The following is a 24822-nucleotide window of genomic DNA, read 5'->3' as shown; positions in this document are numbered from 1 at the left end:
AGCCTTTTGTTAGCCAAAAGGAGAGCGAACATGACAATTCACAAGCACGGGTCCGCGCACTGGTCAGGTGATATCAAACATGGAAAAGGGACGGTTTCTACCGAAAGTGGCGTTCTTAACCAGCAGCCTTATGGCTTTAATACCCGTTTTGAAGGCGCTAAAGGAACCAACCCGGAAGAACTGATTGGCGCGGCTCACGCGGCCTGTTTTTCGATGGCGTTATCATTGATGCTGGGCGAAGCAGACTATACCGCAGATTCTATTGATACCACGGCGGACGTGTCGCTGGATAAAACCGACGGTGGCTTTGCCATTACCAAAATCGCGCTGCAAAGTAAGGTGGCGGTTCCCGGTATTGACGCGCAACAGTTCGATGGCATTATCCAGAAAGCGAAAGCCGGTTGCCCGGTATCACAGCTGCTAAAAGCGGAAATTACGCTGGATTATACATTGAACTAACGCGAAACCGCTGATTCTGGCGCCTCTGATAAAAGAGGCGCAGATGAGGTATGCCACAGAAGAACTGCCCTCAATGCCCTGTTTTCGGGCTCAGACCGTTTTATGTCCCTCGACATCAACGCTAAAACGGCCTCAGCCCTCTGCCCACCGGCACCGCGCTCAGCCACATGACCACCGCCGCGGCAATCAGAATGACGCCGCCCGCTAAGGCCAGCGTCGTCCAGCCCACCTGCCGCCACAGCACCGGTGTTTTATTGCCGCTCAGCTTCACTGCCAGCGTACGGAAACCGTGAACCAGCAGCGCCAGCGACGAGATGGTGAGTGACGTCCCTGCCGCCATCGCCAGCGCCGAAGCAACGCCCCAGCTAAAGACGCCAATCACTTTACTGAACAGCAGTACCATAATGGCGCCGGAACAAGGGCGCATTCCCATCGAAAGAATAATCATCAGCCGCGCGCGCCAGTCGTCGCTCTGTTCAAGCTGCTGCGGGTTCGGCAAATGCTGGTGTCCGCAGCCACAGCCGTCATGGTGAACATGATGCGGCGTAAAGGCGGTGAATTTCGGTTTACGCAGTAGTAAGCGCAGCTTTTTCAACGCCCGCCAGCACAGCAGTAGCCCCAGTACGCCTACCAGCGCGTAACTCCCCTTTTCCAGCCAGAAGCTGCTGAGATGCAGCTGCCGCGCCGGAAGCCGTAATACGGTGAGCACAATAACCACCAACGCAATCGCCACCAGCCCCTGTAATAATGAGGAAGCCAGCGTCAGACCGATGCTCGACTTGAGTTTTGACGGATGGGTCGCCAGCCAGGTGGTAATCACCACTTTGCCGTGTCCCGGCCCCAGCGCGTGCAACACGCCGTAGGCAAAGCTGAACAGCAGCAGCGCGCCGCCCGCCTGGGTGGGATTATCAGCCACCGCTTTCAGTAGACCGCTCATCTGCTGGTTAACGTCACGCTGCCAGATAACGCTTTTCAGCATCACCTGCGGCCACGCCTGCCACAGCCAGACCAGCCCTACTGCAGCGGCAACAAGAAACAGCGCCAGCGGCCAGAGCGAGGCCCAGCGGCGCGGCGGACGGCGTCGGTTAACGGAAATCACTGACATTGCACGGTCACCTTCTGGGCAAACTGTTTCCCCAGCTCCATATCCTCCTCCGGCGCGTCTTCTTTATCGAGCGACTGCGCGTAGGAGAGCATCTCTTCGTTGGGCTGCGGCGTGTGCACACGAACCTTGCACGCGCCTTTAAAATCTGCGGCAAACGCCACGTCGCTGTCTTTTTCGTAGCTCATATCGACATAATAGGTCGGGTCAAAGGTGGAAAAAGTATAGGTTTGCCCCGCCAGCAGTTGCGGTGAGGCCAGCGGCAGCGTGAAGGTCAATACCGCCTGATGCCCCTGACGCGCCAGACCGTAGTCTTCAGGCAGATTGTTAAACTTCACCTTTTTGCCGTTGTGCCAGAACTCGGTGAAGTAATGCTGCCCCAGCACGTTGGCCATCACCTCCGCCGCCAGTTTTTTCCATACCTCATCCCCCGGCTTTGCATTACCCGCGTCGTACAGCAGGTCGGCCGAGGTGAGTTCATCCATCACCCAACGCATTTTCATGCCGGTAAGCGCGCCATCGCTCACCACCAATTGATTGGTGATGGTGATAAAACTGTGCGGATGCGCCCTGGCGTTTAATGATAAAAACGCAAGAAACACCATTACCGCGCATTGTTTCACTCTCTTCATCCGTTCCTCAGTGAAAAATTCTGTGAGCGTCGCCAGCATTCCTTAGCGAAAGCGCCGTGGTCGCCGCTATCTTTTGTCTATCCTTAATCCTGGTTACCTAAAACTGGATCTAGCTGATGATGACCGTACTTGAACCGCCATCTGTGCTTTCCAGTCCCCAGCGCCGCTGCCAGGCGCTGCTGATGCTGTATCTCCCAGGGCATACCATTACCGCGGAATACATTGGCATGGTGAATAATGTCGATGTTTCAACCGCCCGGCAAGATATCGTTGACGCCGGCGAGGAGATTGAGCGTTACCATCGTCTGGCAATCGCCACTCAGGCGGATGGCAGCTATCGGATTGAAGGCACCACCCTCGACCTGCGCCTGTGTCTGCTGCATTGGCTGCGTCGTGCGCTGCGGCTATGCCCGCATTTTGTCGCCAACCATTTTACACCGGCTATCAAAACGCAGCTGAAACAGCTGAAAATTGCCCGAACGCTGTATGATGAAACCAACCTCCAGGCGCTGGTTAACCGCTGTGCCCGCAGCCTGGAGCGCGAGTTTGAGTGCCGGGACGGTCAGTTTTTACGCCTGTATTTACAATATTGTCTGCTGCAACATCATCAGGGTGTCAGCCCCCGGTTCACAACATTGCAAAGCGCCTGGACCCAGTCGACCGACGAATACCAGATGGCGGCGGATATCGTGCGCCACTGGCAGCGCCGTGTTATGCAGACGCCTGACCCTTATGAACAGCATTTCCTCGCCCTACTCTTTATGCTGTTGAAAATCCCCAATCCGCACGACGATGGCCGCCAGCAGGAGCAGCAGCTACATCTGGCGATATCCCATCTGGTCGATCGCTTCCAGCAGCTTGCCGGATGTCACTTTACCGACGAACGCGCGCTGCACAACCAGCTTTATGTTCATTTATCGCAGGCGCTCAACCGCTGTGTGTTCGGGATCGGGATCGATCATCATCTACCGGAGGAGATCCATCGCCTCTATCCGCGTTTGATTCGCACCACCCGCAGCGCGCTGGCTGATTTTGAAACGCGTTACGCCCTGCGCTTCAGCGACGACGAAGCGGCGCTGATTGCGGTGATTTTCGGCGCGGGGTTAATGCAGGAGAGCGAGCTACACGAGAAACAGGTGGTATTACTGACCGGCGATAACCCGGCGCTGGAACAGGAGATTGAGCAGCAGCTGCGGGAGCTGACCCTGCTGCCGCTCAACGTGAAATATCTGGCGGCGCATATTTTCCAGAAAGAAGGGGCGCCAAAGGACAGCACGCTGGTGATATCGCCTTACGCGATTGTGCTGCCGCTGTTTTCGCCGCCGCTGATCCACGCCGAGCAGTCGCTCAGCGAACATCAGCAGCAGCGTATCTGCCAGATCCTAGAAACCTAGCGGACGACGGCTTTTGGCCGCAGCACCAACGCAGGCAGGGCCACCAACGCCATCACCCAGAACAGCCCCTGGTGCAGATGCTGGTAGAGGAAGCCCGCAAACATGGTCATCACAGCAATGCTGCCGCCCATTGCCACCGCCGAGTAGACCGCCTGCAGGCGAATCACTTCGCTGCCCTGGCGCGCGGCAATGTAGCGCATAGCCGCCAGATGGCAGACGGTGAAGGTGCCGCAGTGGAGGATCTGAATCAAAATCAGCCACGGTAAGCTGGTGGTCCAGCCCATCAGCCCCCAGCGAATCACGCCGCAAATGGCGGAGAGCAGCAGTAAGTCCCGCGCGCTAAAGCGACGAAACACTTTTTTGCTCAGGGCAAAGGTCAGCACTTCCGCCACCACGCCTAACGACCAAAGATAGCCAATTGCCGACGCCGAGTAGCCTGCGCCTTCCCAGAAAATCGCGCTAAAACCGTAATAGGCGGCGTGCGCGCCTTGCAGCAGGCTAACGCAGGCAAGGAAACGCCAGTTTTGTACCACCAGCGCGCGCCAGGCCGGCCAGCCCACTGATTCCTGGTGACGGGACTCGCCGAGCGGCATCACCGACGGCTTCAGCAACATGCCCAGCAGCATCGAAGCAACGCCCAGACTCAGCATCAGCAGAATCACATGATAGTCAAACAAGCTCACCAGCTTGCCGGTCAACGCCGAGCCAATCACAAAGGCAATCGACCCCCACAGGCGCACCCGGCCATAGTCCATGGTTATCTGTTTTTGCCAGGTATTGGCCAGCGCATCGGTCAGCGGCACCAGCGGTGAGAAAAAGAGGTTGAACCCGATCATCACCACCATCAGCCACGCTACGTTGCTGCCCGCCCAGAAGGCCAGCGCGAACAGCAGTGTCATCAACGCCAGAATGCGCAGAACGCTAATCAGTTTCGAGGGGTCGCTCACGCGCGGCGCAATCAGCAGGCTACCGAGAAAACGGGCCACCAGCCCGGCGCCGAGCAGCAAACCGATGGTTTCGGGAGAGAGCCCCGCGCCTTTGAGCCAGACGCTCCAGAAAGGCAGAAAAATACCGTAGCTAAAGAAGTAGGTGAAGTAACTGAGCGCCAGCCAGCGCGTGGAGTGCAAAACCATGGTTCCTCCCGTTATGGAGGCGATAGTCTAATGACTCTCCCCATATTCTGGAGAGTACTAACGCAGGTAGTTACCAGAAAATTGTGACGAGCATCACCTTCCTTCTTTATCACTCCAGAGTTGTCCGCCCTAACGGCAGCCGCTGAGAAGCACGCCCGCGTTAACCTTCAACCAACGGTCTTTGCGCCAGCTCGATAAAATCCCTTAGGGCGGGCTTTAGCTCGCCCTTTTTCCACGCCATCAGCAGCGCCAGCGTCGGCGCTTCGCCTTTAATTGGCCGAAAAACCACCTGTCCGGTATTAAAATTATTCATATAACCGGGTATCAAAGTGGCCCCCAGTCCCATACCAACGAGGTTCATGGTCACCAGGATATTGGTCGCCACCTGTACGATATTCGGCTGGCTGCGCTCTTTCTCAAACCACGCGTTGACTACCGATGAAAGTTCGCCGGAATAGTCCGGGTCGGTGGTGACAAAGTTCACACCGTGTAACTGCTGGGCGGAAATACTCTCCTCGCGGGATAGTGGATGACCTACCGGCAGCACCACCACCAGCGGTTCATGAAACAGCTCAATAAATTCAATATCCTGCCCGTGAACAGGATAACGCATCAGCCCGACGTCCAGTTCACCGCTCCGCAGCTTCTCTTCTTGCTGCGTGGTAATCAGGCTTGCCAGCTCGATATGGGTTTCAGGCTGACGCAGACGCAGCATCGGCAGCACCTTTGGCAGCAGATTCACCTCGGCGGAGGGGACAAAGCCAATCGCCAGATGGTCGTTATTCAGCGCCGCTTTACGCGCGCGCAGCTTGGCCTGTTCCGCATTGTCCAGAATGGCCTGCGCATCCTGCAAGAAACACTCACCGGCTGCCGTGAGGGTCACTTTGCGCTTGTCGCGTTCCAGCAACGCGACGCCCACGCACTGCTCCAGATCGCGTATTTGACTACTCAGGGAGGGCTGTGAGGTATGCAATTTTTCTGCGGCTCGAGTGAAGTTTAACTCCTGCGCCACCGCGACGAAGTAGCGTAGGTGCCTCAGTTCCATGTCCCTCTCCTTGTTATCGAAAAAACGTCTCAGCTGGTAGATATTTACTATTTCACAGATTGATAACTAACCAGCAACATCCTTAGGGCACAAAAAAAGAAGGTCAATACATCTTAGCTTTCAGGATTAAAAAATATGACCACACCCTCAAATTTAGACATCTACCAACTGATTGATACCCTACACGGTCGCGTAACCCCACGAATTTATACCGACCCTGACATTTACCAACTGGAGCTGGAACGCATCTTCGGACGCTGCTGGCTGTTTCTGGCCCACGAAAGCCAAATCCCCAAACCGGGCGATTTCTTTAACACCTATATGGGCGAAGACGCCGTGGTGGTGGTGCGCCAGAAGGACGGCAGCATCAAAGTGTTTCTCAACCAGTGTCGCCACCGTGCGATGCGCGTGAGTTATGCCGACTGCGGTAACACCCGCGCCTTCACCTGCCCGTATCACGGCTGGTCGTACGGCATTAACGGCGAGCTGATCGACGTGCCGCTGGAGCCACGCGCCTACCCGCAAGGGCTGTGCAAATCCCAGTGGGGGCTGAACGAAGTGCCGTGCGTCGAGAGTTACAAAGGGCTGATTTTCGGTAACTGGGATACCAGCGCGCCGAATCTGCGCGATTATCTCGGCGACATCGCCTGGTATCTCGACGGCGTGCTGGATCGCCGTGAAGGCGGCACCGAAATCGTCGGCGGCGTGCAGAAGTGGACCATCGACTGTAACTGGAAATTCCCCGCCGAACAGTTCGCCAGCGACCAGTATCACGCGCTGTTCAGCCACGCTTCCGCCGTGCAGGTGCTGGGGGCGAAGGATGACGGCAGCGATAAGCGCCTCGGCGACGGTCAGACCGCCCGCCCGGTGTGGGAAACCGCCAAAGACGCGCTGCAGTTCGGCCAGGACGGACACGGCAGCGGCTTCTTCTTTACCGAGAAACCGGACGCCAACGTCTGGGTCGACGGTGAAGTCTCCAGCTACTATCGCGACACCTATGAAGAGGCCGAGCAGCGTCTGGGCAAGGTACGCGCGCTGCGTCTCGCCGGTCACAACAACATTTTCCCCACCCTCTCCTGGCTGAATGGCACCGCCACGCTGCGCGTCTGGCACCCTCGCGGGCCGGACAAAGTCGAAGTATGGGCGTTCTGCATCGCTGATAAAGCCGCCTCTGATGAAGTCAAAGCCGCTTTTGAAAACAGCGCCACCCGCGCTTTCGGACCGGCGGGGTTCCTTGAGCAGGACGATTCGGAAAACTGGTGTGAAATTCAAAAATTGCTGAAAGGCCACCGGGCACGCAACACCAACCTGTGTCTGGAGATGGGTCTCGGCCAGGAAAAACGTCGTGAAGACGGCATACCAGGGATCACCAACTATATCTTCTCGGAAACCGCCGCCCGCGGCATGTATCAGCGCTGGGCCGATTTATTAAGCAGCGAAAGCTGGCAGGAAGTGCAGGAAAAAACCGCCGCATACCAGCAGGAGGTGATCAAATGAGCGCGTTAGTCTCCCCTGAGCTGCATCACCGCATCAGCCAGTTCCTGTATGAAGAAGCGCGTCTGCTGGACGACTGGCAGTTTCGCGACTGGCTGGCGCAACTGGATGAAGAGATTCGCTACACCATGCGTACCACGGTGAATGCCCAGACGCGCGACCGCCGTAAAGGCGTACAGCCGCCGACCACCTGGATTTTCAACGACAACAAAGACCAGCTTGAGCGTCGTATCGCGCGGCTGGAAACCGGCATGGCGTGGGCGGAGGAGCCGCCTTCCCGCACCCGCCACATGATCAGCAACCTGCAGGTGAGCGAAACCGACCAGCCGGATGTGTTCGCCGTGCGCCTGAACTATCTGCTGTACCGCGCGCAAAAGGAGCGTGATGAAACGTTCTACGTCGGTACACGCGTGGATAAAGTCCGCCGTCTGCCTGACGACACGTGGCGTCTGCTGGCACGAGAGATCGTGCTCGATCAGGCAGTGATCACCTCCCACAACCTGAGCATCCTTTTCTGATGAACCGTATTTTGGCCTGCTCCGCCACGGAGCTACCGGAGGGGGAAGCCCTCCGCCTGGAGACCTCGCCCGTCATCGCGCTGTTCCATATCGGCGGCGAGTTTTATGCCATTAACGACCGCTGTAGCCACGGCAACGCCTCGATGTCAGAGGGCTATCTGGAAGACGATGCGACGGTGGAATGCCCGCTGCACGCCGCCAGCTTCTGCCTGAAAACCGGCAAAGCGCTGTGCCTGCCCGCCACCGATCCGCTGACCACCTATGCGGTACATGTGGAAGGCGGCGAAGTGTTTATCGATATTCCCGAGGAGGCCTGATGAGCGATTTACGCGATAACGTTGTGTTTATTACCGGCGGCGGTTCCGGCCTGGGCCTGGCACTGGTCGAACGCTTTATTGAAGAAGGTGCGAAGGTTGCCACGCTGGAACTTTCGCCAGCCAAAGTCGCCAGCCTGCGCCAGCGCTTTGGCGATCATCTGCTGGCAGTAGAAGGTAATGTCACCTGTTACGCCGACTACCAGCGCGCGGTAGATCAGATCCTCAGCAATTTTGGCAAACTGGACTGCTTTATCGGCAATGCCGGGATCTGGGATCACAACGCTTCCCTGGTTAATACGCCTGCGGATGCGCTGGAGAGCGGCTTCCACGAACTGTTTAACGTTAACGTGCTGGGCTATCTGCTGGGCGCGAAAGCCTGCGCTCCCGCACTTATCGCCAGCGAAGGCAGCATGATTTTTACCCTCTCTAACGCGGCCTGGTATCCGGGCGGCGGTGGGCCGCTGTATACCGCCAGCAAGCACGCGGCCACCGGGCTGATTCGCCAGTTGGCCTACGAGCTGGCGCCGAAGGTGCGAGTGAACGGTGTCGGCCCATGCGGCATGGCCACCGATCTGCGTGGCCCGCAGGCGCTCGGTCAGAACGATACCTCGATTATGCAGTCACTGACGCCGGAGAAAATTGCCGCCATTCTGCCGCTGCAGTTCTTCCCGGCACCGGCTGACTTCACCGGCCCGTACGTGATGCTGGCTTCACGCCGCAACAACCGTACGCTAAGCGGCGTGATGATCAACGCCGATGCCGGGCTGGGGATCCGTGGGATCCGCCACGTGGCCGCCGGTCTGGATCTGTAAGGAGCGAGCATGAGCGAACAGATTATTGCCATTATCGGCGGCGGCCAGGCGGGGGCGATGGCCGCCGCCGCGCTGCGGCAGCAGGGGTTTAGCGGGCCGCTGCATCTTTTCTCCAACGAAATGCATTTGCCTTACGAGCGCCCACCGCTCTCGAAAGCCATGCTGCTGGACGATAACCCACAGCTTCAGCCCGTTCTGCCCGCCAACTGGTGGCAGGAACACAACGTGCAGTTGCATATGGGCGTCACGATACGCGAGATCGATCGCGCTACCCGCACGCTAACGCTCGCCGATGGGCAAACCTACCGCTGGTCACAGCTGCTGCTGGCTACCGGTGCCGCCGCCAGGCCGTTGCCGCTGCTGGATGCGCTGGGCGAGCGCTGCTTTACCCTGCGTCATGCCGGCGATGCCGAGCGTCTCCGGGCTGCGCTACAGCCGGGAAAATCGATCGTCATCGTCGGCGCAGGCACCATCGGCCTGGAGCTGGCGGCCAGCGCCACCCAGCGCGGTTGCCGCGTCACGGTAGTCGAACTGGCGGATACGGTGATGGGCCGCAATGCTCCTGCTCCGGTACGCGATTATCTGCTGGCACGCCATCAGCTAGCCGGCGTGCGGGTGCTGCTCAACAGCGCCATTGAGCACGCCGAAGCGGGCGAGTTCCTCTCGCTCACCCTGCAAAATGGCGAAACGCTACAGGCTGATGCCGTGGTTTACGGTATCGGCATCGTGGCCAACGATGCGCTGGCACGCGAAGCGGGGCTGGAAACCGCTAACGGTATTATTGTCGATAGCACCTGTGCCACCGCCGACCCGGCCATTTTCGCCGCCGGTGATGTGGCGCTCACTCGTCAGCCAGACGGCTCGTTAAGGCGTATAGAAAGCTGGGAAAATGCCAACTTCCAGGCGCAGGTCGCCGCCGCTGCCATGCTCGGTTTACCCGTGCCGGATGCCACACCGGGCTGGTTCTGGACCGATCAATACAGTGATAACCTGCAGTTTGTTGGCGAAATGCAGGGAGAAAACTGGTTATGTCGTGGTGAACCGGGCGACAGGAAAGCCATTTGGCTTCAGCTACGTGAAGGCGCGCTGGCAGGCGCGGTAGCACTGAACAACGGACGCGAAGTACGCGTGCTGCGTAAGCTGATTCAGTCAGGACGCGTAGTCAGTGAAGACGCCCTTTGTGATGAAAGCGTACCCTTAAAATCGCTATAGCAGGTGCGCATGACGGCCCCTTCTTATCGCTACGGCGAAGGGGCCATACCAAAGTACCATCCAATCTACTGATTTTTCGCCCCTGTGTGGCAGGCCACAAAATTGTGTATTACGTTTAAATCAAACGTACTTACCCAAAGGAACTGCCATGAACTCGCTTCGCTATCTCGACTTTGGCGCTTCGCGCGATCTGCTGCTGCTGATTGCCCGTATCGCTATCGTGCTGCTGTTTATTCTCTCCGGCTATCCCAAAATGCTCCACTACGACGGCACGGTGCAGTACATGGCCTCCATCGGCACACCGATGCCGGCGCTGGCGGCTATCATCGCGATCGTGATGGAAGTTCCCGCCGTTATTCTGGTGATTCTGGGGTTCTTTACGCGTCCGCTGGCGGTGATTTTTCTGTTCTATACGCTGGGGACGGCGGTGATTGGCCACCACTACTGGAACATGACCGGCGATGCGGTGATGCCAAATATGATTAACTTCTACAAAAATATCAGTATCTCGGGGGCGTTCCTGCTGCTGGCAATTGTCGGGCCGGGGAAAATTTCGTTAGATAAGCGCTGATGGTTTGCCTGATGGCGCTACGCTTATCAGGCCTACGAGTAGGACTGATAAGCGTAGTGCCATCGGGCAGAAAAAAAGGCCGCGTACGCGGCCTTTTTCACATCACACGATTCACGCTTACGCGTAAACCGGGAAGCGTGCACAGATATCCAGCACTTTCGCTTTCACGCGTTCAATGGTGGCTTCATCATTGATGTTGTCCAGCACGTCACACATCCAGCCAGCCAGCTCTTTCACTTCCGCTTCTTTGAAGCCGCGACGAGTAACAGCCGGGGAACCGATACGGATACCGGAGGTCACGAACGGGCTCTTCGGATCGTTCGGGACGCTGTTTTTGTTCACGGTGATGTTAGCGCGGCCCAGGGCTGCGTCAGCTTCTTTACCGGTCAGGTTTTTATCAACCAGGTCCAGCAGGAACAGGTGGTTCTCAGTACCACCAGAAACCACTTTGTAGCCGCGGTTCAGGAACACTTCTACCATCGCTTTCGCGTTTTTCGCAACCTGCTGCTGGTAGACTTTGAATTCCGGCTCCATCGCTTCTTTCAGCGCTACTGCTTTACCGGCGATCACGTGCATCAGCGGGCCGCCCTGCGCGCTTGGGAAAACAGCAGAGTTCAGTTTTTTATACAGCTCTTCATCGCCGCCCTTCGCCAGGATCAGGCCGCCGCGCGGACCCGCCAGAGTTTTGTGGGTGGTGGTGGTAACAACGTGAGCGTGCGGAACTGGGTTCGGGTACACGTCAGCGGCAATCAGGCCAGCCACGTGCGCCATGTCGACGAACAAGTATGCGCCGATGCTGTCAGCGATTTCGCGCATTTTTGCCCAATCAACCACGCCGGAGTAGGCAGAGAAACCACCGATAATCATCTTCGGCTTGTGCTCTTTGGCCAGCTTTGCCATTTCGTCATAGTCGATTTTACCGGACTCATCGATACCGTAAGGGACGATGTTATACAGTTTACCGGAGAAGTTGACCGGGGAGCCGTGAGTCAGGTGGCCCCCCTGCGCCAGGTTCATACCCAGAACGGTATCGCCCGGCTGCAGCAGCGCGGTGTAAACAGCGAAGTTAGCCTGAGAGCCAGAGTGCGGCTGCACGTTAGCGTAGTCGGCGCCGAACAGCTCTTTCGCGCGGTCGATAGCCAGCTGCTCAACGACATCAACGTATTCGCAGCCGCCGTAGTAGCGCTTGCCAGGATAACCTTCAGCGTATTTGTTGGTCAGCTGAGAACCCTGCGCCTGCATGACGCGCGGGCTGGTGTAGTTTTCGGAGGCGATCAGTTCGATGTGCTCTTCCTGACGTACTTTTTCCTGCTCCATAGCCTGCCACAGTTCGGCATCATAATCGGCAATGTTCATTTCACGCTTTAACATCCGCATCTCCTGACTCAGCTAACAATAAAATTTTGACCTGAAAAAGGCAGTCCTGTTGGACAACGGCCCACAGTATAACTGATTAGTTCTGTGATAACAGGTCTTGACAAACGAAATTACGCAAACGTTTACCTTCAAGCCACACAAGGGATTGAGCAATAAAGCGCTTCAGGGCGCAAACGGATTTCTTTTCAGGATTGTGATGCGAATTATTCATGTTGTAACCAGGAGACCCCATTAAAACAAAGAACCATTTACAAAGCAGGGGTATTTTTATAAGATGCATTTAACATGCAACAATTAATAACACGAAAGGAAGACCTGCCATGCTTGATGCTCATACTATCGCCACCGTTAAAGCCACCATTCCGCTGCTGGTCGAAACCGGTCCAAAGCTTACTGCCCACTTTTATGACCGGATGTTTGCCCATAACCCGGAGCTGAAAGAGATTTTTAATATGAGCAACCAGCGCAACGGCGATCAGCGTGAAGCGCTGTTCAATGCCATTGCCGCCTACGCCAGCAATATTGAAAACCTCCCTGCCCTGCTGCCGGCGGTGGAGAAAATCGCCCAGAAGCACACCAGCTTCCAGATTAAGCCGGAGCAGTACAACATTGTCGGCGAACACCTGCTGGCGACTCTGGATGAGATGTTCAGCCCGGGCCAGGAAGTGCTGGACGCGTGGGGCAAAGCCTACGGGGTACTGGCAGGCGTGTTTATCAAGCGTGAAGCAGAGATCTACCAGGATAACGCCGGCAAAACCGGTGGCTGGGAAGGCACCCGCGCCTTCCGTATCGTGAAGAAAACCCCGCGCAGCGCGCTGATTACCAGCTTTGAAATGGAACCCGTAGACGGCCAGCCGGTAGCGGATTACCAACCGGGCCAGTATCTGGCGGTATGGCTGAAGCCCGAGGGCTTTGAGTTTCAGGAAATTCGTCAGTATTCACTGACCCGCAAGGCAGATGGCAAGGGTTACCGCATTGCGGTGAAGCGCGAAAATGGCGGCCAGGTATCAAACTGGCTGCATAACGAGGCAAAAGAAGGTGATATTGTCCATCTGGCCGCGCCGGCTGGCGACTTCTTCCTCAACGTATCGCCACAAACGCCGGTGACCCTCATTTCCGGCGGCGTCGGCCAGACACCGATGCTGGCGATGCTCGATACGCTCGCGAAGAATCATCATCCGGCGCAGGTGAACTGGTTCCACGCCGCGGAAAACGGCGAGGTTCACGCCTTTGCCGATGAAGTCAACGCGCTGGGCGCAGAGCTGCCGCATTTCACTTCACACCTGTGGTATCGCGCGCCTACCGAGGCAGACCGTCAAGCCGCCGCTTTTGATGGCGAAGGGCTGATGGCGCTGGAACCACTGGCCGCGGATCTACAGAACCCAGAGATGCAGTTCTACCTCTGCGGCCCGGTTGCCTTTATGCAGCACGCGGCTAAACAGTTAGTGGCGCTAGGCGTCAGCAGCGATCGTATTCACTATGAATGCTTCGGTCCGCATAAAGTACTGTAATCTTTTCTTTCCAGACGGGCATATTTTGCCCGTCTTCCTCCCCCATCGTACGCTCTGCAAGGTCAAAAAACCGGACAGCGAATTGTGTTATGATTAATCTCCTGTCCCATTTTTTATCCTTTGGCGATTCATTTATATGCAACAACCGGTTGTACGCGTTGGCGAATGGCTGATCACGCCTTCTATTAATCAAATCAGCCGCGCAGGCCGACACCTCACTCTGGAACCGCGATTAATCGATCTGCTGATGTACTTTGCCCAGCATCCGGGGGAGGTACTGAGCCGTGATGAACTGATCGATAACATCTGGATGCGTAACATCGTGACCAGCCATGTGGTCACCCAGAGCATTTCTGAGCTGCGCAAATCGCTGCGTGACGGCGACGATGGGCACATTGATTATATTATTACCGTTCCCAAACGCGGCTATCAGCTCACGGCTGAAGTCACCTGGCTTGATGAAACAGAAGAGAATCAAACACCTGAGGCACCGGTCGTTTCGCCAGCCCCCACGGCCGCGCCGGCAAACGCGTCAGCAGCCCCGCGACTCAAAGCGAAACGCCGCTGGTACTCCAACGTCTGGACTCAGTTTGCCTTCCTGCTTTCGTTGGGCGTGCTGATAGCGATGGTGTTACTGACCGTCATTCGTCCCCATCCGCAGATCACCCGCTCACATCTGTTGCTGAACCCGCGCGACATCGACGTACGCTTTGAGCCGGGCGCATCGTGCAATAACTGGGTATCACAGCAGGCCTACGCCATTGGGCTGGGAACGCTGATCACCACCTCGCTGAATACCTACTCCACTTTTATGGTGCATGACAAAACCAACTACAACGTCAATGAACCCAGCAGTTCCGGGAAAACGCTGACCATCAGCTTCGTCAACCAGCGTCACTACCGCGCCCAGCAGTGCTTTATGTCGGTACTGTTGGTGGATAACGCCGACAGTTCAAAGATGCTTGATAAGCGTTATTTCGTCACCGACGGAAACCTGGTGTCTATTCAGCGCGATCTTTTTGACAGCCTTTCTACCGCGCTGACGCAGCCATGGCCAGCACAGATGCAAACCATGCTGGCACATCTGGATATGCCCCAGCCGATGTCACTCGCCCAGTTCTATCAGGCACTGTTATTAATTTCCCAGGGCGACGCGCCGTCTTTAACTAAGGCGAGCGCCATGCTCGACAGTATTATTAAGCTGTCGCCCGATTTCGCCTATGGCTATGCCCAGAAAGCGATGGTGGATGTATTACGCCATTCGCAGCAACCGTTTGATAGCAGCCAACTGGTGGCGTTAAGCCACGAATTAGATCACGTGGCCAACATGCCGGAACTGCAAAATAGCGCAGTGCTTTATCGAATTCAGGCAATTGACGCGTTAGGCAAAGGCAGTATTGATAACGCGTACGAGGCTATTAATAAAAGCATTGAGCTGGAAATGTCATGGCTCAATTATGTGGTGCTGGGAAAAGTGTACGAAATGAAAGGTGAGAGTCGGCTTGCCGCTGACGCCTATATCACCGCCTTTAATTTACGCCCCGGCGACAATACGCTGTACTGGATTCAGAACGGAATATTCCAGACGTCGATAGAAAAAATTGTTCCTTATCTGCAAACCTTCCTGCCTAAAACCGCTTAGCGGGCGTTGACCGTCATTATCATGGTTAAATAAGGGCACGCAAGATGTAATATTGATGTTGTTGCAAGGTTTTAATTGTTACCATGCAGCAACATCTCCCCTCCAGCAAGAACAAACCATACTCCATTGTAATTATTAAACATTTACCTTTTCGTGATATAAACTTTTTATCCTGACATGTTAATGCAAAAAGCTAAACACCTCATCTTTTCGATGTTTGTGTTTATTTCACTTTAACTTTAGGACTTCTCTTAGCCTGCTCAGTAATATTGCCGTCAGTTGGTCGGGTCGCTCGCCATAGCTCACCTCGCGGTCCGCACTTAAAAATACTGCTCAGGAGAAACGAACATGAGTTCCGCTAAGAAGATTGGGCTATTTGCCTGCACCGGCGTTGTCGCCGGGAATATGATGGGGAGCGGCATTGCCTTATTACCTGCAAACCTCGCCAGCATCGGTGGCATTGCAATTTGGGGCTGGGTAATTTCTATTATTGGCGCAATGTCGCTGGCATATGTTTATGCCCGACTGGCGACCAAAAACCCGCAGCAGGGTGGCCCAATTGCCTATGCGGGGGAATTATCTCCGGCATTTGGTTTCCAGACAGGCGTACTTTATTACCATGCCAACTGGATTGGTAACCTGGCAATCGGGATTACCGCCGTCTCTTATTTATCGACCTTCTTCCCAGTATTAAATGACCCGATTCCAGCGGGTATCGCCTGTATTGCCATCGTCTGGCTGTTCACCTTCGTGAATATGCTCGGTGGGACCTGGGTAAGCCGTCTGACGACCATTGGGCTGGTGCTGGTGCTTATCCCGGTTGTCATCACCGCCGTTATCGGCTGGCACTGGTTTGATATGGCAACCTATCAGGCTAACTGGAACACCTCGGCAACCACCGATCCGCACGCGGTTATCAAAAGTATTCTGCTGTGCCTGTGGGCGTTCGTTGGCGTGGAATCTGCCGCTGTCAGTACCGGTATGGTGAAAAACCCGAAACGTACCGTACCGCTGGCCACTATGCTCGGTACCGCGATTGCGGGCGTGATTTACATCGCCGCAACCCAGGTGATCTCCGGTATGTATCCGGCTTCCGTGATGGCCTCTTCCGGCGCGCCGTTCGCCGTCAGCGCCTCGACTATCATGGGTAGCTGGGCTGCGCCAATGGTGTCTGCCTTTACCGCCTTTGCGTGTCTGACTTCTCTGGGCTCCTGGATGATGCTGGTTGGCCAGGCAGGCGTTCGTGCCGCTAACGATGGTAACTTCCCGAAAGTGTACGGCGAAGTCGATAAAAACGGCATCCCGAAAAAAGGCCTGCTGCTGGCCGCCGTCAAAATGACCGCGCTGATGATTATTATCACCATCATGAACTCCAGCGGTGGTAAAGCCTCTGACCTGTTCGGTGAACTGACCGGTATTGCGGTTCTGCTGACCATGCTGCCGTACTTCTACTCCTGCGTTGACCTGATTCGCTTCGAAGGCTTCAACATTCGTAACTCGGCGAGCCTCGTGTGCTCCGTGCTGGGCTGCGCGTTCTGCTTTATCGCGCTGATGGGGGCCAACTCCTTCGAGCTGTCCGGCACCTTTATCGTCAGCCTGGTCATCCTGATGTTCTATGGCCGCAAAATGCATCAGCGTCAGCATGACGACCACGACAACAAACCGGCTGAAGCGCTCTAACCGCTAACTCCCCTATTTCTACAGGCCCTTCCTCCCCTGCCGCTAACGCGGTGGGAAGGGCCTCCTTTACCTGGAAACATGACTATGACTATGAACGTTATTGCTATCATGAACCACATGGGCGTCTACTTTAAAGAAGAGCCTATCCGTGAGCTTCACCGCGCCCTGGAAGGCCTGAACTTCCAGATTGTTTACCCGAATGACCGCGAAGACCTGCTGAAGCTGATCGAAAACAACGCCCGTCTGTGCGGCGTGATCTTCGACTGGGACAAATATAATCTCGAGCTGTGTGAAGAGATCAGCGCGATGAACGAGTACATGCCCGTTTACGCTTTTGCGAACAGCTACTCCACCCTCGACGTGAGCCTCAACGATCTGCGCATGCAGGTTCGCTTCTTCGAGTATGCGCTGGGCGCCGCCGACGATATCGCCGCGAAAATTCGCCAGAACACCGACGAGTACATCGACACCATTCTGCCGCCGCTAACCAAAGCGCTGTTCAAATACGTTCGCGAAGGAAAATACACCTTCTGTACGCCAGGCCACATGGGCGGTACCGCCTTCCAGAAAAGCCCGGTCGGCAGCATCTTCTATGACTTCTTCGGCCCGAATACCATGAAGTCTGACGTGTCGATTTCCGTTTCCGAACTGGGTTCTCTGCTGGATCACTCCGGCCCGCACAAAGAAGCGGAAGAGTATATTGCCCGTGTCTTTAACGCCGAACGTAGCTACATGGTGACCAACGGCACCTCTACCGCCAACAAGATTGTCGGCATGTACTCCGCGCCGGCAGGCAGCACCGTACTGATTGACCGTAACTGCCACAAATCGCTGACCCATCTGATGATGATGAGCGACATTACGCCAATCTACTTCCGCCCGACCCGTAACGCCTACGGCATCCTGGGTGGGATTCCGCAAAGCGAATTCCAGCACGCGACGATTGCTAAACGCGTGAAAGAGACGCCGAACGCCACCTGGCCGGTACACGCCGTTATCACCAACTCCACCTACGACGGCCTGCTGTACAACACCGACTACATCAAGAAAACGCTGGATGTGAAATCCATTCACTTCGACTCCGCGTGGGTGCCTTACACCAACTTCTCGCCGATTTATGCCGGTAAATGCGGGATGAGCGGCGGCCGTGTGGAAGGTAAAGTGATCTATGAAACCCAGTCTACGCACAAACTGCTGGCCGCGTTCTCTCAGGCTTCGATGATTCACGTGAAGGGTGACGTCAACGAAGAGACCTTCAACGAAGCCTACATGATGCACACCACCACCTCTCCGCACTACGGTATCGTGGCCTCCACCGAAACCGCCGCGGCGATGATGAAAGGTAATGCCGGTAAGCGCCTGATTAATGGCTCTATTGAACGCGCGATCAAGTTCCGTAAAGAGATCAAACGTCTGAAAGGCGAATCTGACGGCTGGTTCTTCGACGTCTGGCAGCCGGAGCATATCGATGGTCCTGAATGCTGGCCGCTGCGCTCCGACAGCGCATGGCACGGTTTCAAAAACATCGATAACGAGCACATGTACCTCGACCCGATCAAAGTCACCATTTTGACCCCGGGGATGAAGAAAGACGGCACCATGGACGAGTTCGGTATTCCGGCAAGCCTGGTGGCGAAGTATCTCGACGAGCGCGGCATCATCGTTGAGAAAACCGGCCCGTACAACCTGCTGTTCCTGTTCAGCATCGGGATCGATAAAACCAAGGCCCTGAGCCTGCTGCGCGCGCTGACCGAGTTCAAACGCGCGTTCGACCTGAACCTGCGTGTGAAAAACATCCTGCCGGCGCTGTACCGCGAGGCACCGGAGTTTTATGAAAACATGCGTATTCAGGAACTGGCGCAGAATATCCATAAACTGGTTGAGCATCACAACCTGCCGGACCTGATGTTCCGCGCGTTTGAAGTGCTGCCAGAAATGGAGATGACGCCGTATACCGCCTTCCAGAAAGAGCTGCACGGCGAAACCGAAGAGGTTTATCTGGAAGAGATGGTTGGCCGCGTCAACGCCAATATGATCCTGCCGTATCCTCCGGGTGTTCCGCTGGTGATGCCGGGTGAAAAAATCACCGAACAGAGCCGTCCGGTGCTGGAGTTCCTGCAGATGCTGTGCGAAATCGGCGCGCACTATCCGGGCTTCGAAACCGACATCCATGGCGCTTATCGTCAGGCTGACGGCCGTTACACCGTAAAAGTACTGAAAGCTGAAAACAGCAAATAATAAAAAAAGTAGAGGGAAGCGGCGTGCCGCTTCCCTTTTTTCACGCCGCAAGGAGTTCACATGAAAACACCCTCACAACCGCGCGCGATCTACTACATCGTGGCGATTCAAATCTGGGAATACTTCAGCTTTTACGGCATGCGCGCCCTCCTCATCCTTTATCTCACCCATCAGCTCGGCTTTAACGACAGCCACGCAATCAATCTTTTCAGCGCTTACGCTTCTCTGGTCTATGTGACCCCTATTCTGGGCGGCTGGCTCGCCGACCGCCTGCTCGGCAACCGCACGGCGGTAATTGCCGGTGCGTTATTGATGACGCTCGGCCACGTGGTGCTCGGTGTCAAATCTGACGCGACCTGGAGCCTGTATCTGGCGCTGGCGATAATTATCTGCGGCTATGGTCTGTTTAAATCCAATATCAGCTGCCTGCTCGGCGAGCTTTACGCGCCGGATGACCATCGCCGCGACGGCGGTTTCTCGCTGCTGTATGCCGCGGGTAATATCGGCTCCATCGCCGCGCCGATCGCCTGCGGGCTGGCGGCGCAGTGGTATGGCTGGCACGTCGGCTTTGCGCTGGCTGGCGTCGGGATGTTTATCGGCCTGATGGTGTTCTTAAGCGGCCACCGTCACTTCCGCCACACGCAGGGCGTGAACCAGCCGGCATTACGCGCAGTCAGGTTCGCGTTACCGACCTGGGGCTGGCTGGTGCTGATGCTGTGCATCGCGCCGGTATTCTTTACGCTGCTGCTGGAACATGACTGGTCAGGCTATCTGCTGGCGCTGGTCTGTGCGATTGCCGCCGGCATCGTCGCGCGAATCATGCTGCGTTTTCCGCAGCACCGCCGCGCGCTGTGGCAAATCGTTCTGCTGATGCTCACCGGTACGCTGTTCTGGGTACTGGCGCAGCAGGGCGGCAGCTCTATCAGCCTGTTTATCGACCACTTCGTCAACCGCCGCTGGCTGAATATCGAAGTGCCGACCGCGCTCTTCCAGTCGGTCAACGCGATCGCAGTCATGGCGGCTGGCGTGCTGCTGGCCTGGCTTGCGCGTCCGGAAGGCCGCGCCAGTTCGACGCTGCGAGTGTGGCTGAAGTTCGCCTTTGGGCTGGCGTTGATGGCCGCAGGCTTTATGCTGCTGGCGCTGAACGCGCGTGGCGCCCAACTTCACGGGCAGGCGTCGATGGGGATGATGATCGTGGGGCTGGCGCTAATGGGGTTCGCGGAGTTGTTTATTGACCCGGTAGCGATGGCACAGATTACCCGTCTGAATCTGCCCGGCGTTACTGGCGTACTGACTGGTATCTACATGCTGGCGACCGGCTCCGTCGCTAACTGGCTGGCGGGCGTAGTGGCGCAAAAAACCACCGAATCGCAGATCAGCGAAACGGCGATCGACGCCTATGGGCACTTTTTCTCACAGATGGGGGAATGGACGCTGGGTTGCGTGGCGCTCATTGTGGCGCTGGTCGCGCTGCGCCGCCTGCTCGGTAGCCCGGCAGCAGCATTAGCGGAATAACGTGATGAGCTGCCTGCATATCGCCGCAGGCAGCTGACAACAGGCTTAGATAGCCGCGTCGTCCTCTTCGCCGGTACGGATACGAATCACGCGCGCCACATCAAAGACGAAGATTTTACCGTCGCCGATTTTGCCGGTCTGGGCGGTACGGATAATGGTATCCACACAGGTATCGACGATATCGTCGGTGACCACGATTTCAATTTTTACTTTCGGCAGAAAGTCGACCATGTACTCGGCGCCGCGGTACAGCTCGGTGTGGCCCTTCTGGCGACCAAAGCCTTTCACTTCCGTTACCGTCATCCCGGTGATGCCCACTTCCGCCAGCGCTTCACGGACGTCATCCAGTTTGAAGGGTTTAATAATCGCATCAATCTTTTTCATGGTGTTCCTGTCGTTTTTATCGCGTAACCGGTTGCTTACCGTATCATAAATCACTCGTATGTACGGTGCTACTCTTTAAAATCGTTGGCGTCCAGTTCATGGCGCGAGAGTAATTTATAGAACTCAGTGCGGTTGCGGCCCGCCATCCTCGCGGCGTGGGTAACGTTACCTTTGGTGATTTGCAGCAGCTTGCGCAGGTAGTTGAGCTCAAACTGATTACGCGCCTCAACAAAGGTCGGCAGCGCGGTGTTTTCCCCTTCCAGCGCCTGTTCCACCAGCGCATCGCTGATCACCGGCGAAGAGGTCAGCGCCACGCACTGCTCAATCACGTTCACCAGTTGACGCACGTTGCCCGGCCAGTTGGCCGCCATCAGGCGCTTCATCGCATCGGTAGAAAACGCGCGCACAAACGGTTTGTGCCGGTCGGCGGCCTGGCGCAGCAGGTAGTTCGCCAGCAGCGGGATATCTTCGGTACGTTCGGCAAGCGTTGGAATCTTCAGATTCACCACGTTCAAGCGGTAGAACAGATCCTCACGGAACTCGCCGCGCGCCATCGCCTTCGGCAGATCGCGATGGGTGGCGGAAATAATCCGCACGTTAATGTCCAGATCGCGATTGCTGCCCAGCGGGCGCACCTTACGCTCCTGCAGCACGCGCAGCAGCTTCACCTGCAGCGGCGCGGGCATATCACCAATTTCATCAAGAAACAGCGTGCCGCCCTCAGCCGCCTGGAACAGCCCCTCACGATTGCTGACCGCGCCGGTAAAAGCCCCGCGAGCGTGACCAAATAGCTCGGACTCAAGTAGCTGTTCCGGCAACGCACCGCAGTTAATCGCCACAAACGGCTTCGCGTGGCGCGGGCTGGCATTGTGAATCGCCTGCGCCAGAATTTCTTTGCCGGTGCCGCTCTGGCCGTTAATCAGCACGCTGACGTCCGATTGCGCCACCATTTGCGCCTGCTCCAGCAGGCGCAGCATCAATGGGCTACGGGTAACGATGGCTTCCCGCCACTGCTCATCATTGGCAGGCGAAGAGCGTTCTAACGCCTCGTCGATAGCCTTATAGAGCGCGTCTTTATCCACCGGCTTGGTTAAGAAGCTGAAGACGCCTTGCTGAGTGGCGGAGACCGCATCCGGAATAGAGCCATGCGCCGTGAGGATAATCACCGGCATACCTGGCTGTACTTTTTGAATTTCGCTGAACAGCTGCATGCCGTCCATTTCGTCCATGCGCAAATCGCTAATCACCAGGTCGATACGTTCTTTTGCCAGTACGCGAAGCCCCTGCTGACCGCTTTCCGCCGTATCCACCCGGTAGCCCTCGCTGACCAGGCGCATTCCCAGCAGCTTAAGCAGGCCGGGATCATCATCCACCAGCAGCAGGTGCGCAGGTTTACGGTTACTCATGTTTATCCTCATCAGATGCCGCCGGATGTGACATATCAGCGCCCGGCTTACGGCTGGAAAGCTGGCGTTCAATGTCCGTCAGGTTTTGCAGTTTGCGGGTGGTGAGGTCCAGCTCAGCCTGGAGCTGCTGCTGCTGCAGACGCAGCGCGTCCAGCTGACCATCGCTGGTTTCCTGCAGTTTGCTATAGCGCAGGCGCTCTTCGGATAATGACAATTGCAGCGCCTGACCATCGCGCCATACCTGGTAGAGCGGACGAATGCGGGTAGGAATTTGCGGGCTCAGCGCGTCAATGTCGTTGACCAGTTGACGCCGCTCGGCGGGGGCAATTTTGGCATTCGCCAACAGGATGCCGCGCTTAAACGCGCCCTGCCAGCTGTCGGCAGCCAGAGAGCTCGCTTCCGAACGGGCGCGGGCTGCCGTTAGACGGTCGGCACAGTCCATACCGCGCAACCAGTAGAGTGGATTGTTTTCGGCAGTACCGCCGTTTAGCGACCAGATATCATCGCAATCGGTCGACAGGTAATCCGCCACCTGCTGGCGCGGTTCGCTGACCTCGCCGCTGGCCCCCGCATTGTGCGGTAGAAGCGTGGCGTTACATCCGGAGAGCATCAGACAGGCCAGGCCTAACAGACCGTCTCGCCACTGCCGTCGTCGTTGACCCGTACGTGCTAATCGTTGGGGCATAGTCACTCGATATCGATTCAGGTGATTGTTTTTTCAAGCCCAGGGGCCGGAAGCTCGATGCGAAAACAGACGTTGCCGTCCTGAGGATCAAGGAGATGCAGTTCGCCGTGCATTTTGCGCACGGAATCGCGCGCAAGGCTTAACCCCAGACCGCTCCCTTTCACCGCGCCTTTGCGCTGTTGGCTGCCCTGGAAGAAAGGCTCGAAAATCATTAATTTTTCTGCGTCCGGGATAGGTGAGCCGGTATTGATAACATCAATATAAACCCGAGCTCCTTCCCGACGGCTTCGGAGATAAATGTTACCGGATTCAGTGCCGTAGTGCACCGCATTCGAGTAGAGATTATCCAGCGCATTCATTAATAGCGTTGGCTCCGCCAGACAGCCAGCCGCCTGCAGGTCGACCTGCGTGTGCATCATTTTAGCTCGCGCTGGCAGGCTGTGCGCGGAAACCACCATCTCAACCAACGGCGCCAACGCCACATACTCCATCCGCACCGCGGTTTCACTGAGTTTACGGTTATAGTCCAATAGCTGCTCGATCAGCGTTTGCAGGTTGCGGCTGCTGCTATCAAGAATGGCTACCACTTCTTTTTGCTCGGCGCTGAGCGGCCCTACGACCTGATCGGCCAGCAGTTCGGTACCTTCACGCATGCTGGCAAGCGGCGTCTTTAGCTCATGGGAAAGATGACGCAGAAACTGATGGCGCTGGGACTCCAGCCACGACAGACGCTCGCTGAGCCAGATAATACGCTGCCCGACGGATCGCAGCTCGCGCGGCCCGCGGAACATCACCTCACCGTCCAGCGATTGCCCTTCCCCTAATCGGTTAATCATACTCTCAATACCCTTCACCGGCCCGATAATCATGCGGGTGAACAGCAACACCATCGCCAGACTCACCAGGAACAGCACCAGCGCCTGCCAGCCAAAGAACTGACCGCGCTCGGCAATCGCCTGCTGTAGTTGCTGCCCACGGGAGAAGACCACGGTGCGAGTGGCCTGCACCATCTCGGCGTTGGCGGTAGAGAATGCTTCCAGCCGGGCCAGCGCCGCCTTCTCCGGGCCGCTGTTGGTACACTGAAGCTGCGTCAGATCGTGCAGATTCTGGCGCAACCGCTGGTAGAGGGTTTCATCAGGCAGCACGCCCGCGTGTGCGTCCAGCATATCGCTATAGCGCTTACGTTGATTCTGATACACCTTTGCCAGGGTCGGGTCATCCAGCACGCAATACTGACGGTAGCTCCGTTCCATATCCAGCGCGACGTTAGCCATCGCTTCGCTACGACGAGCATCGATAAGCGTGGTACGGTTAGTCTGTTCAGCCTGCGCGCTCAGGATGTTCAGGCTCTGCCAGGCCTGCCACGCCAGCACCAGCAGCGGCAGCAGAATCAGCAGAAAGGCCAGCGTCACCAATTGGCGCAGCGATCGGGGCGAAAGAGAGAGGCGTTTCAACGGAGGTGTCTCAGTAAATCAACGTACCGGCATGCTAACTGAGGATATCAGCGAGGGAAAGGCCAGAAATAACAAAGCCGGGCAAAAGCCCGGCTTTGTTATGGAATAAGGCGGTGCCTAACTCAACGTTTCGCCCGATGGTTGATAAAGCAGCGCTATTATCAGTTGCTGGACGGCAGGCACCTTGTTGTGCGTCATTCGAAGTTTATGTAGCACGTCCCGAAGGGGCTGACATAAGAAG

General features: G+C 56.5%; 22 protein-coding genes. 13 read left to right on the top strand and 9 right to left on the bottom strand.

Going from position 1 to position 24822, the window contains the following annotated elements; all coding sequences use genetic code 11:
* Positions 1–30 precede the first annotated feature (30 nt).
* Positions 31–459 (top strand): OsmC family protein, encoded by a 429-nt coding sequence (locus tag ACW14G_RS01165; RefSeq protein WP_249022889.1) that lies wholly within the window; start codon positions 31–33, stop codon positions 457–459.
* 121 nt (positions 460–580) lie between these two features.
* On the opposite strand, the gene ACW14G_RS01160 is transcribed toward ACW14G_RS01165, so the two are convergent.
* Entirely contained in the window at positions 581–1564 is a 984-nt protein-coding gene (locus ACW14G_RS01160) for a nickel/cobalt transporter (RefSeq protein WP_249022888.1), read from the bottom strand.
* On the bottom strand, positions 1555–2193 hold the full coding sequence (locus ACW14G_RS01155; RefSeq protein ID WP_249022887.1) for a DUF1007 family protein: 639 nt from the start codon (positions 2191–2193) through the stop codon (positions 1555–1557). The genes ACW14G_RS01160 and ACW14G_RS01155 overlap by 10 nt, the downstream gene beginning before the upstream one ends.
* A gap of 116 nt (positions 2194–2309) precedes the next feature.
* Between ACW14G_RS01155 and csiE the strand changes: the two genes are divergently transcribed.
* The gene (csiE, locus tag ACW14G_RS01150) at positions 2310–3587 is read left to right on the top strand and encodes a stationary phase inducible protein CsiE (protein ID WP_249022886.1); all 1278 of its coding nucleotides are present in this window, start codon (positions 2310–2312) and stop codon (positions 3585–3587) included.
* Here csiE and ACW14G_RS01145 read toward each other — a convergent pair.
* A complete protein-coding gene (locus ACW14G_RS01145) occupies positions 3584–4720 on the bottom strand; it encodes a 3-phenylpropionate MFS transporter (RefSeq protein ID WP_163448291.1) in 1137 nt (378 codons plus the stop codon). The genes csiE and ACW14G_RS01145 overlap by 4 nt on opposite strands.
* Before the next feature lie 160 nt (positions 4721–4880).
* A complete protein-coding gene (gene hcaR / locus ACW14G_RS01140) occupies positions 4881–5765 on the bottom strand; it encodes a DNA-binding transcriptional regulator HcaR (protein ID WP_249022884.1) in 885 nt (294 codons plus the stop codon).
* 135 nt (positions 5766–5900) lie between these two features.
* Between hcaR and hcaE the strand changes: the two genes are divergently transcribed.
* From hcaE to ACW14G_RS01110, 6 genes are all read left to right on the top strand, one after another.
* Positions 5901–7262, top strand: coding sequence for a 3-phenylpropionate/cinnamic acid dioxygenase subunit alpha (hcaE, locus tag ACW14G_RS01135; RefSeq protein ID WP_249022883.1), 1362 nt, complete (start codon positions 5901–5903; stop codon positions 7260–7262).
* Positions 7259–7777 carry a 3-phenylpropionate/cinnamic acid dioxygenase subunit beta gene (gene hcaF, locus ACW14G_RS01130; protein ID WP_223803133.1) on the top strand — a complete coding sequence of 173 codons (519 nt, stop codon included), beginning with the start codon at positions 7259–7261 and terminating at the stop codon, positions 7775–7777. Before hcaE ends, hcaF begins: the two co-directional genes overlap by 4 nt.
* Complete coding sequence (gene hcaC / locus ACW14G_RS01125; RefSeq protein ID WP_167575232.1) at positions 7777–8094, top strand: 3-phenylpropionate/cinnamic acid dioxygenase ferredoxin subunit; 318 nt, start codon at positions 7777–7779, stop codon at positions 8092–8094. Before hcaF ends, hcaC begins: the two co-directional genes overlap by 1 nt.
* Positions 8094–8906, top strand: a complete 813-nt coding sequence (gene hcaB / locus ACW14G_RS01120; protein ID WP_249022882.1) for a 3-phenylpropionate-dihydrodiol/cinnamic acid-dihydrodiol dehydrogenase — start codon at positions 8094–8096, stop codon at positions 8904–8906. Before hcaC ends, hcaB begins: the two co-directional genes overlap by 1 nt.
* 9 nt (positions 8907–8915) lie before the next feature.
* Positions 8916–10118, top strand: a complete 1203-nt coding sequence (gene hcaD / locus ACW14G_RS01115) for a phenylpropionate dioxygenase ferredoxin reductase subunit (protein ID WP_249022881.1) — start codon at positions 8916–8918, stop codon at positions 10116–10118.
* Positions 10119–10266: 148 nt separating this feature from the next.
* Complete coding sequence (locus tag ACW14G_RS01110; RefSeq protein WP_065355942.1) at positions 10267–10689, top strand: DoxX family protein; 423 nt, start codon at positions 10267–10269, stop codon at positions 10687–10689.
* 117 nt (positions 10690–10806) lie between these two features.
* Here the strand turns inward: ACW14G_RS01110 and glyA are convergent, their stop codons facing one another.
* Positions 10807–12060, bottom strand: a complete 1254-nt coding sequence (gene glyA, locus ACW14G_RS01105) for a serine hydroxymethyltransferase (RefSeq protein WP_024157213.1) — start codon at positions 12058–12060, stop codon at positions 10807–10809.
* Between the two features lie 326 nt (positions 12061–12386).
* On the opposite strand from glyA, the gene hmpA reads away from it, so the two are divergent.
* The 5 genes from hmpA to dtpD all read left to right on the top strand — a co-directional run bounded on the left by hmpA (position 12387) and on the right by dtpD (position 20652).
* A complete protein-coding gene (gene hmpA, locus ACW14G_RS01100) occupies positions 12387–13577 on the top strand; it encodes an NO-inducible flavohemoprotein (RefSeq protein ID WP_249022880.1) in 1191 nt (396 codons plus the stop codon).
* Between the two features lie 136 nt (positions 13578–13713).
* Positions 13714–15219 (top strand): lysine decarboxylation/transport transcriptional activator CadC, encoded by a 1506-nt coding sequence (cadC, locus tag ACW14G_RS01095; RefSeq protein WP_163448300.1) that lies wholly within the window; start codon positions 13714–13716, stop codon positions 15217–15219.
* A gap of 348 nt (positions 15220–15567) precedes the next feature.
* Positions 15568–16899, top strand: a complete 1332-nt coding sequence (cadB, locus tag ACW14G_RS01090) for a cadaverine/lysine antiporter (RefSeq protein ID WP_163448301.1) — start codon at positions 15568–15570, stop codon at positions 16897–16899.
* 90 nt (positions 16900–16989) lie between these two features.
* A complete protein-coding gene (gene cadA / locus ACW14G_RS01085; RefSeq protein ID WP_455648428.1) occupies positions 16990–19137 on the top strand; it encodes a lysine decarboxylase CadA in 2148 nt (715 codons plus the stop codon).
* 60 nt (positions 19138–19197) lie between these two features.
* A complete protein-coding gene (dtpD, locus tag ACW14G_RS01080; protein WP_249022879.1) occupies positions 19198–20652 on the top strand; it encodes a dipeptide permease DtpD in 1455 nt (484 codons plus the stop codon).
* 45 nt (positions 20653–20697) lie between these two features.
* Here the strand turns inward: dtpD and glnB are convergent, their stop codons facing one another.
* The 4 genes from glnB to qseE form a co-directional block, all read right to left on the bottom strand.
* Positions 20698–21036, bottom strand: a complete 339-nt coding sequence (glnB, locus tag ACW14G_RS01075; protein WP_002914032.1) for a nitrogen regulatory protein P-II — start codon at positions 21034–21036, stop codon at positions 20698–20700.
* A 68-nt stretch (positions 21037–21104) separates the two neighbouring features.
* Positions 21105–22442: a two-component system response regulator GlrR gene (glrR, locus tag ACW14G_RS01070; RefSeq protein WP_163448303.1), complete on the bottom strand. Its 1338-nt coding sequence runs from the start codon at positions 22440–22442 to the stop codon at positions 21105–21107.
* Positions 22435–23127, bottom strand: coding sequence for a two-component system QseEF-associated lipoprotein QseG (gene qseG, locus ACW14G_RS01065; protein WP_163448304.1), 693 nt, complete (start codon positions 23125–23127; stop codon positions 22435–22437). The genes glrR and qseG overlap by 8 nt, the downstream gene beginning before the upstream one ends.
* A gap of 17 nt (positions 23128–23144) precedes the next feature.
* A complete protein-coding gene (qseE, locus tag ACW14G_RS01060; RefSeq protein WP_163448305.1) occupies positions 23145–24581 on the bottom strand; it encodes a two component system sensor histidine kinase QseE/GlrK in 1437 nt (478 codons plus the stop codon).
* Positions 24582–24822 lie beyond the last annotated feature (241 nt).

The sequence above is a fragment of the Kluyvera sp. genome (assembly GCF_965301105.1).
This window is presented reverse-complemented; position numbering and strand designations above follow the sequence as displayed.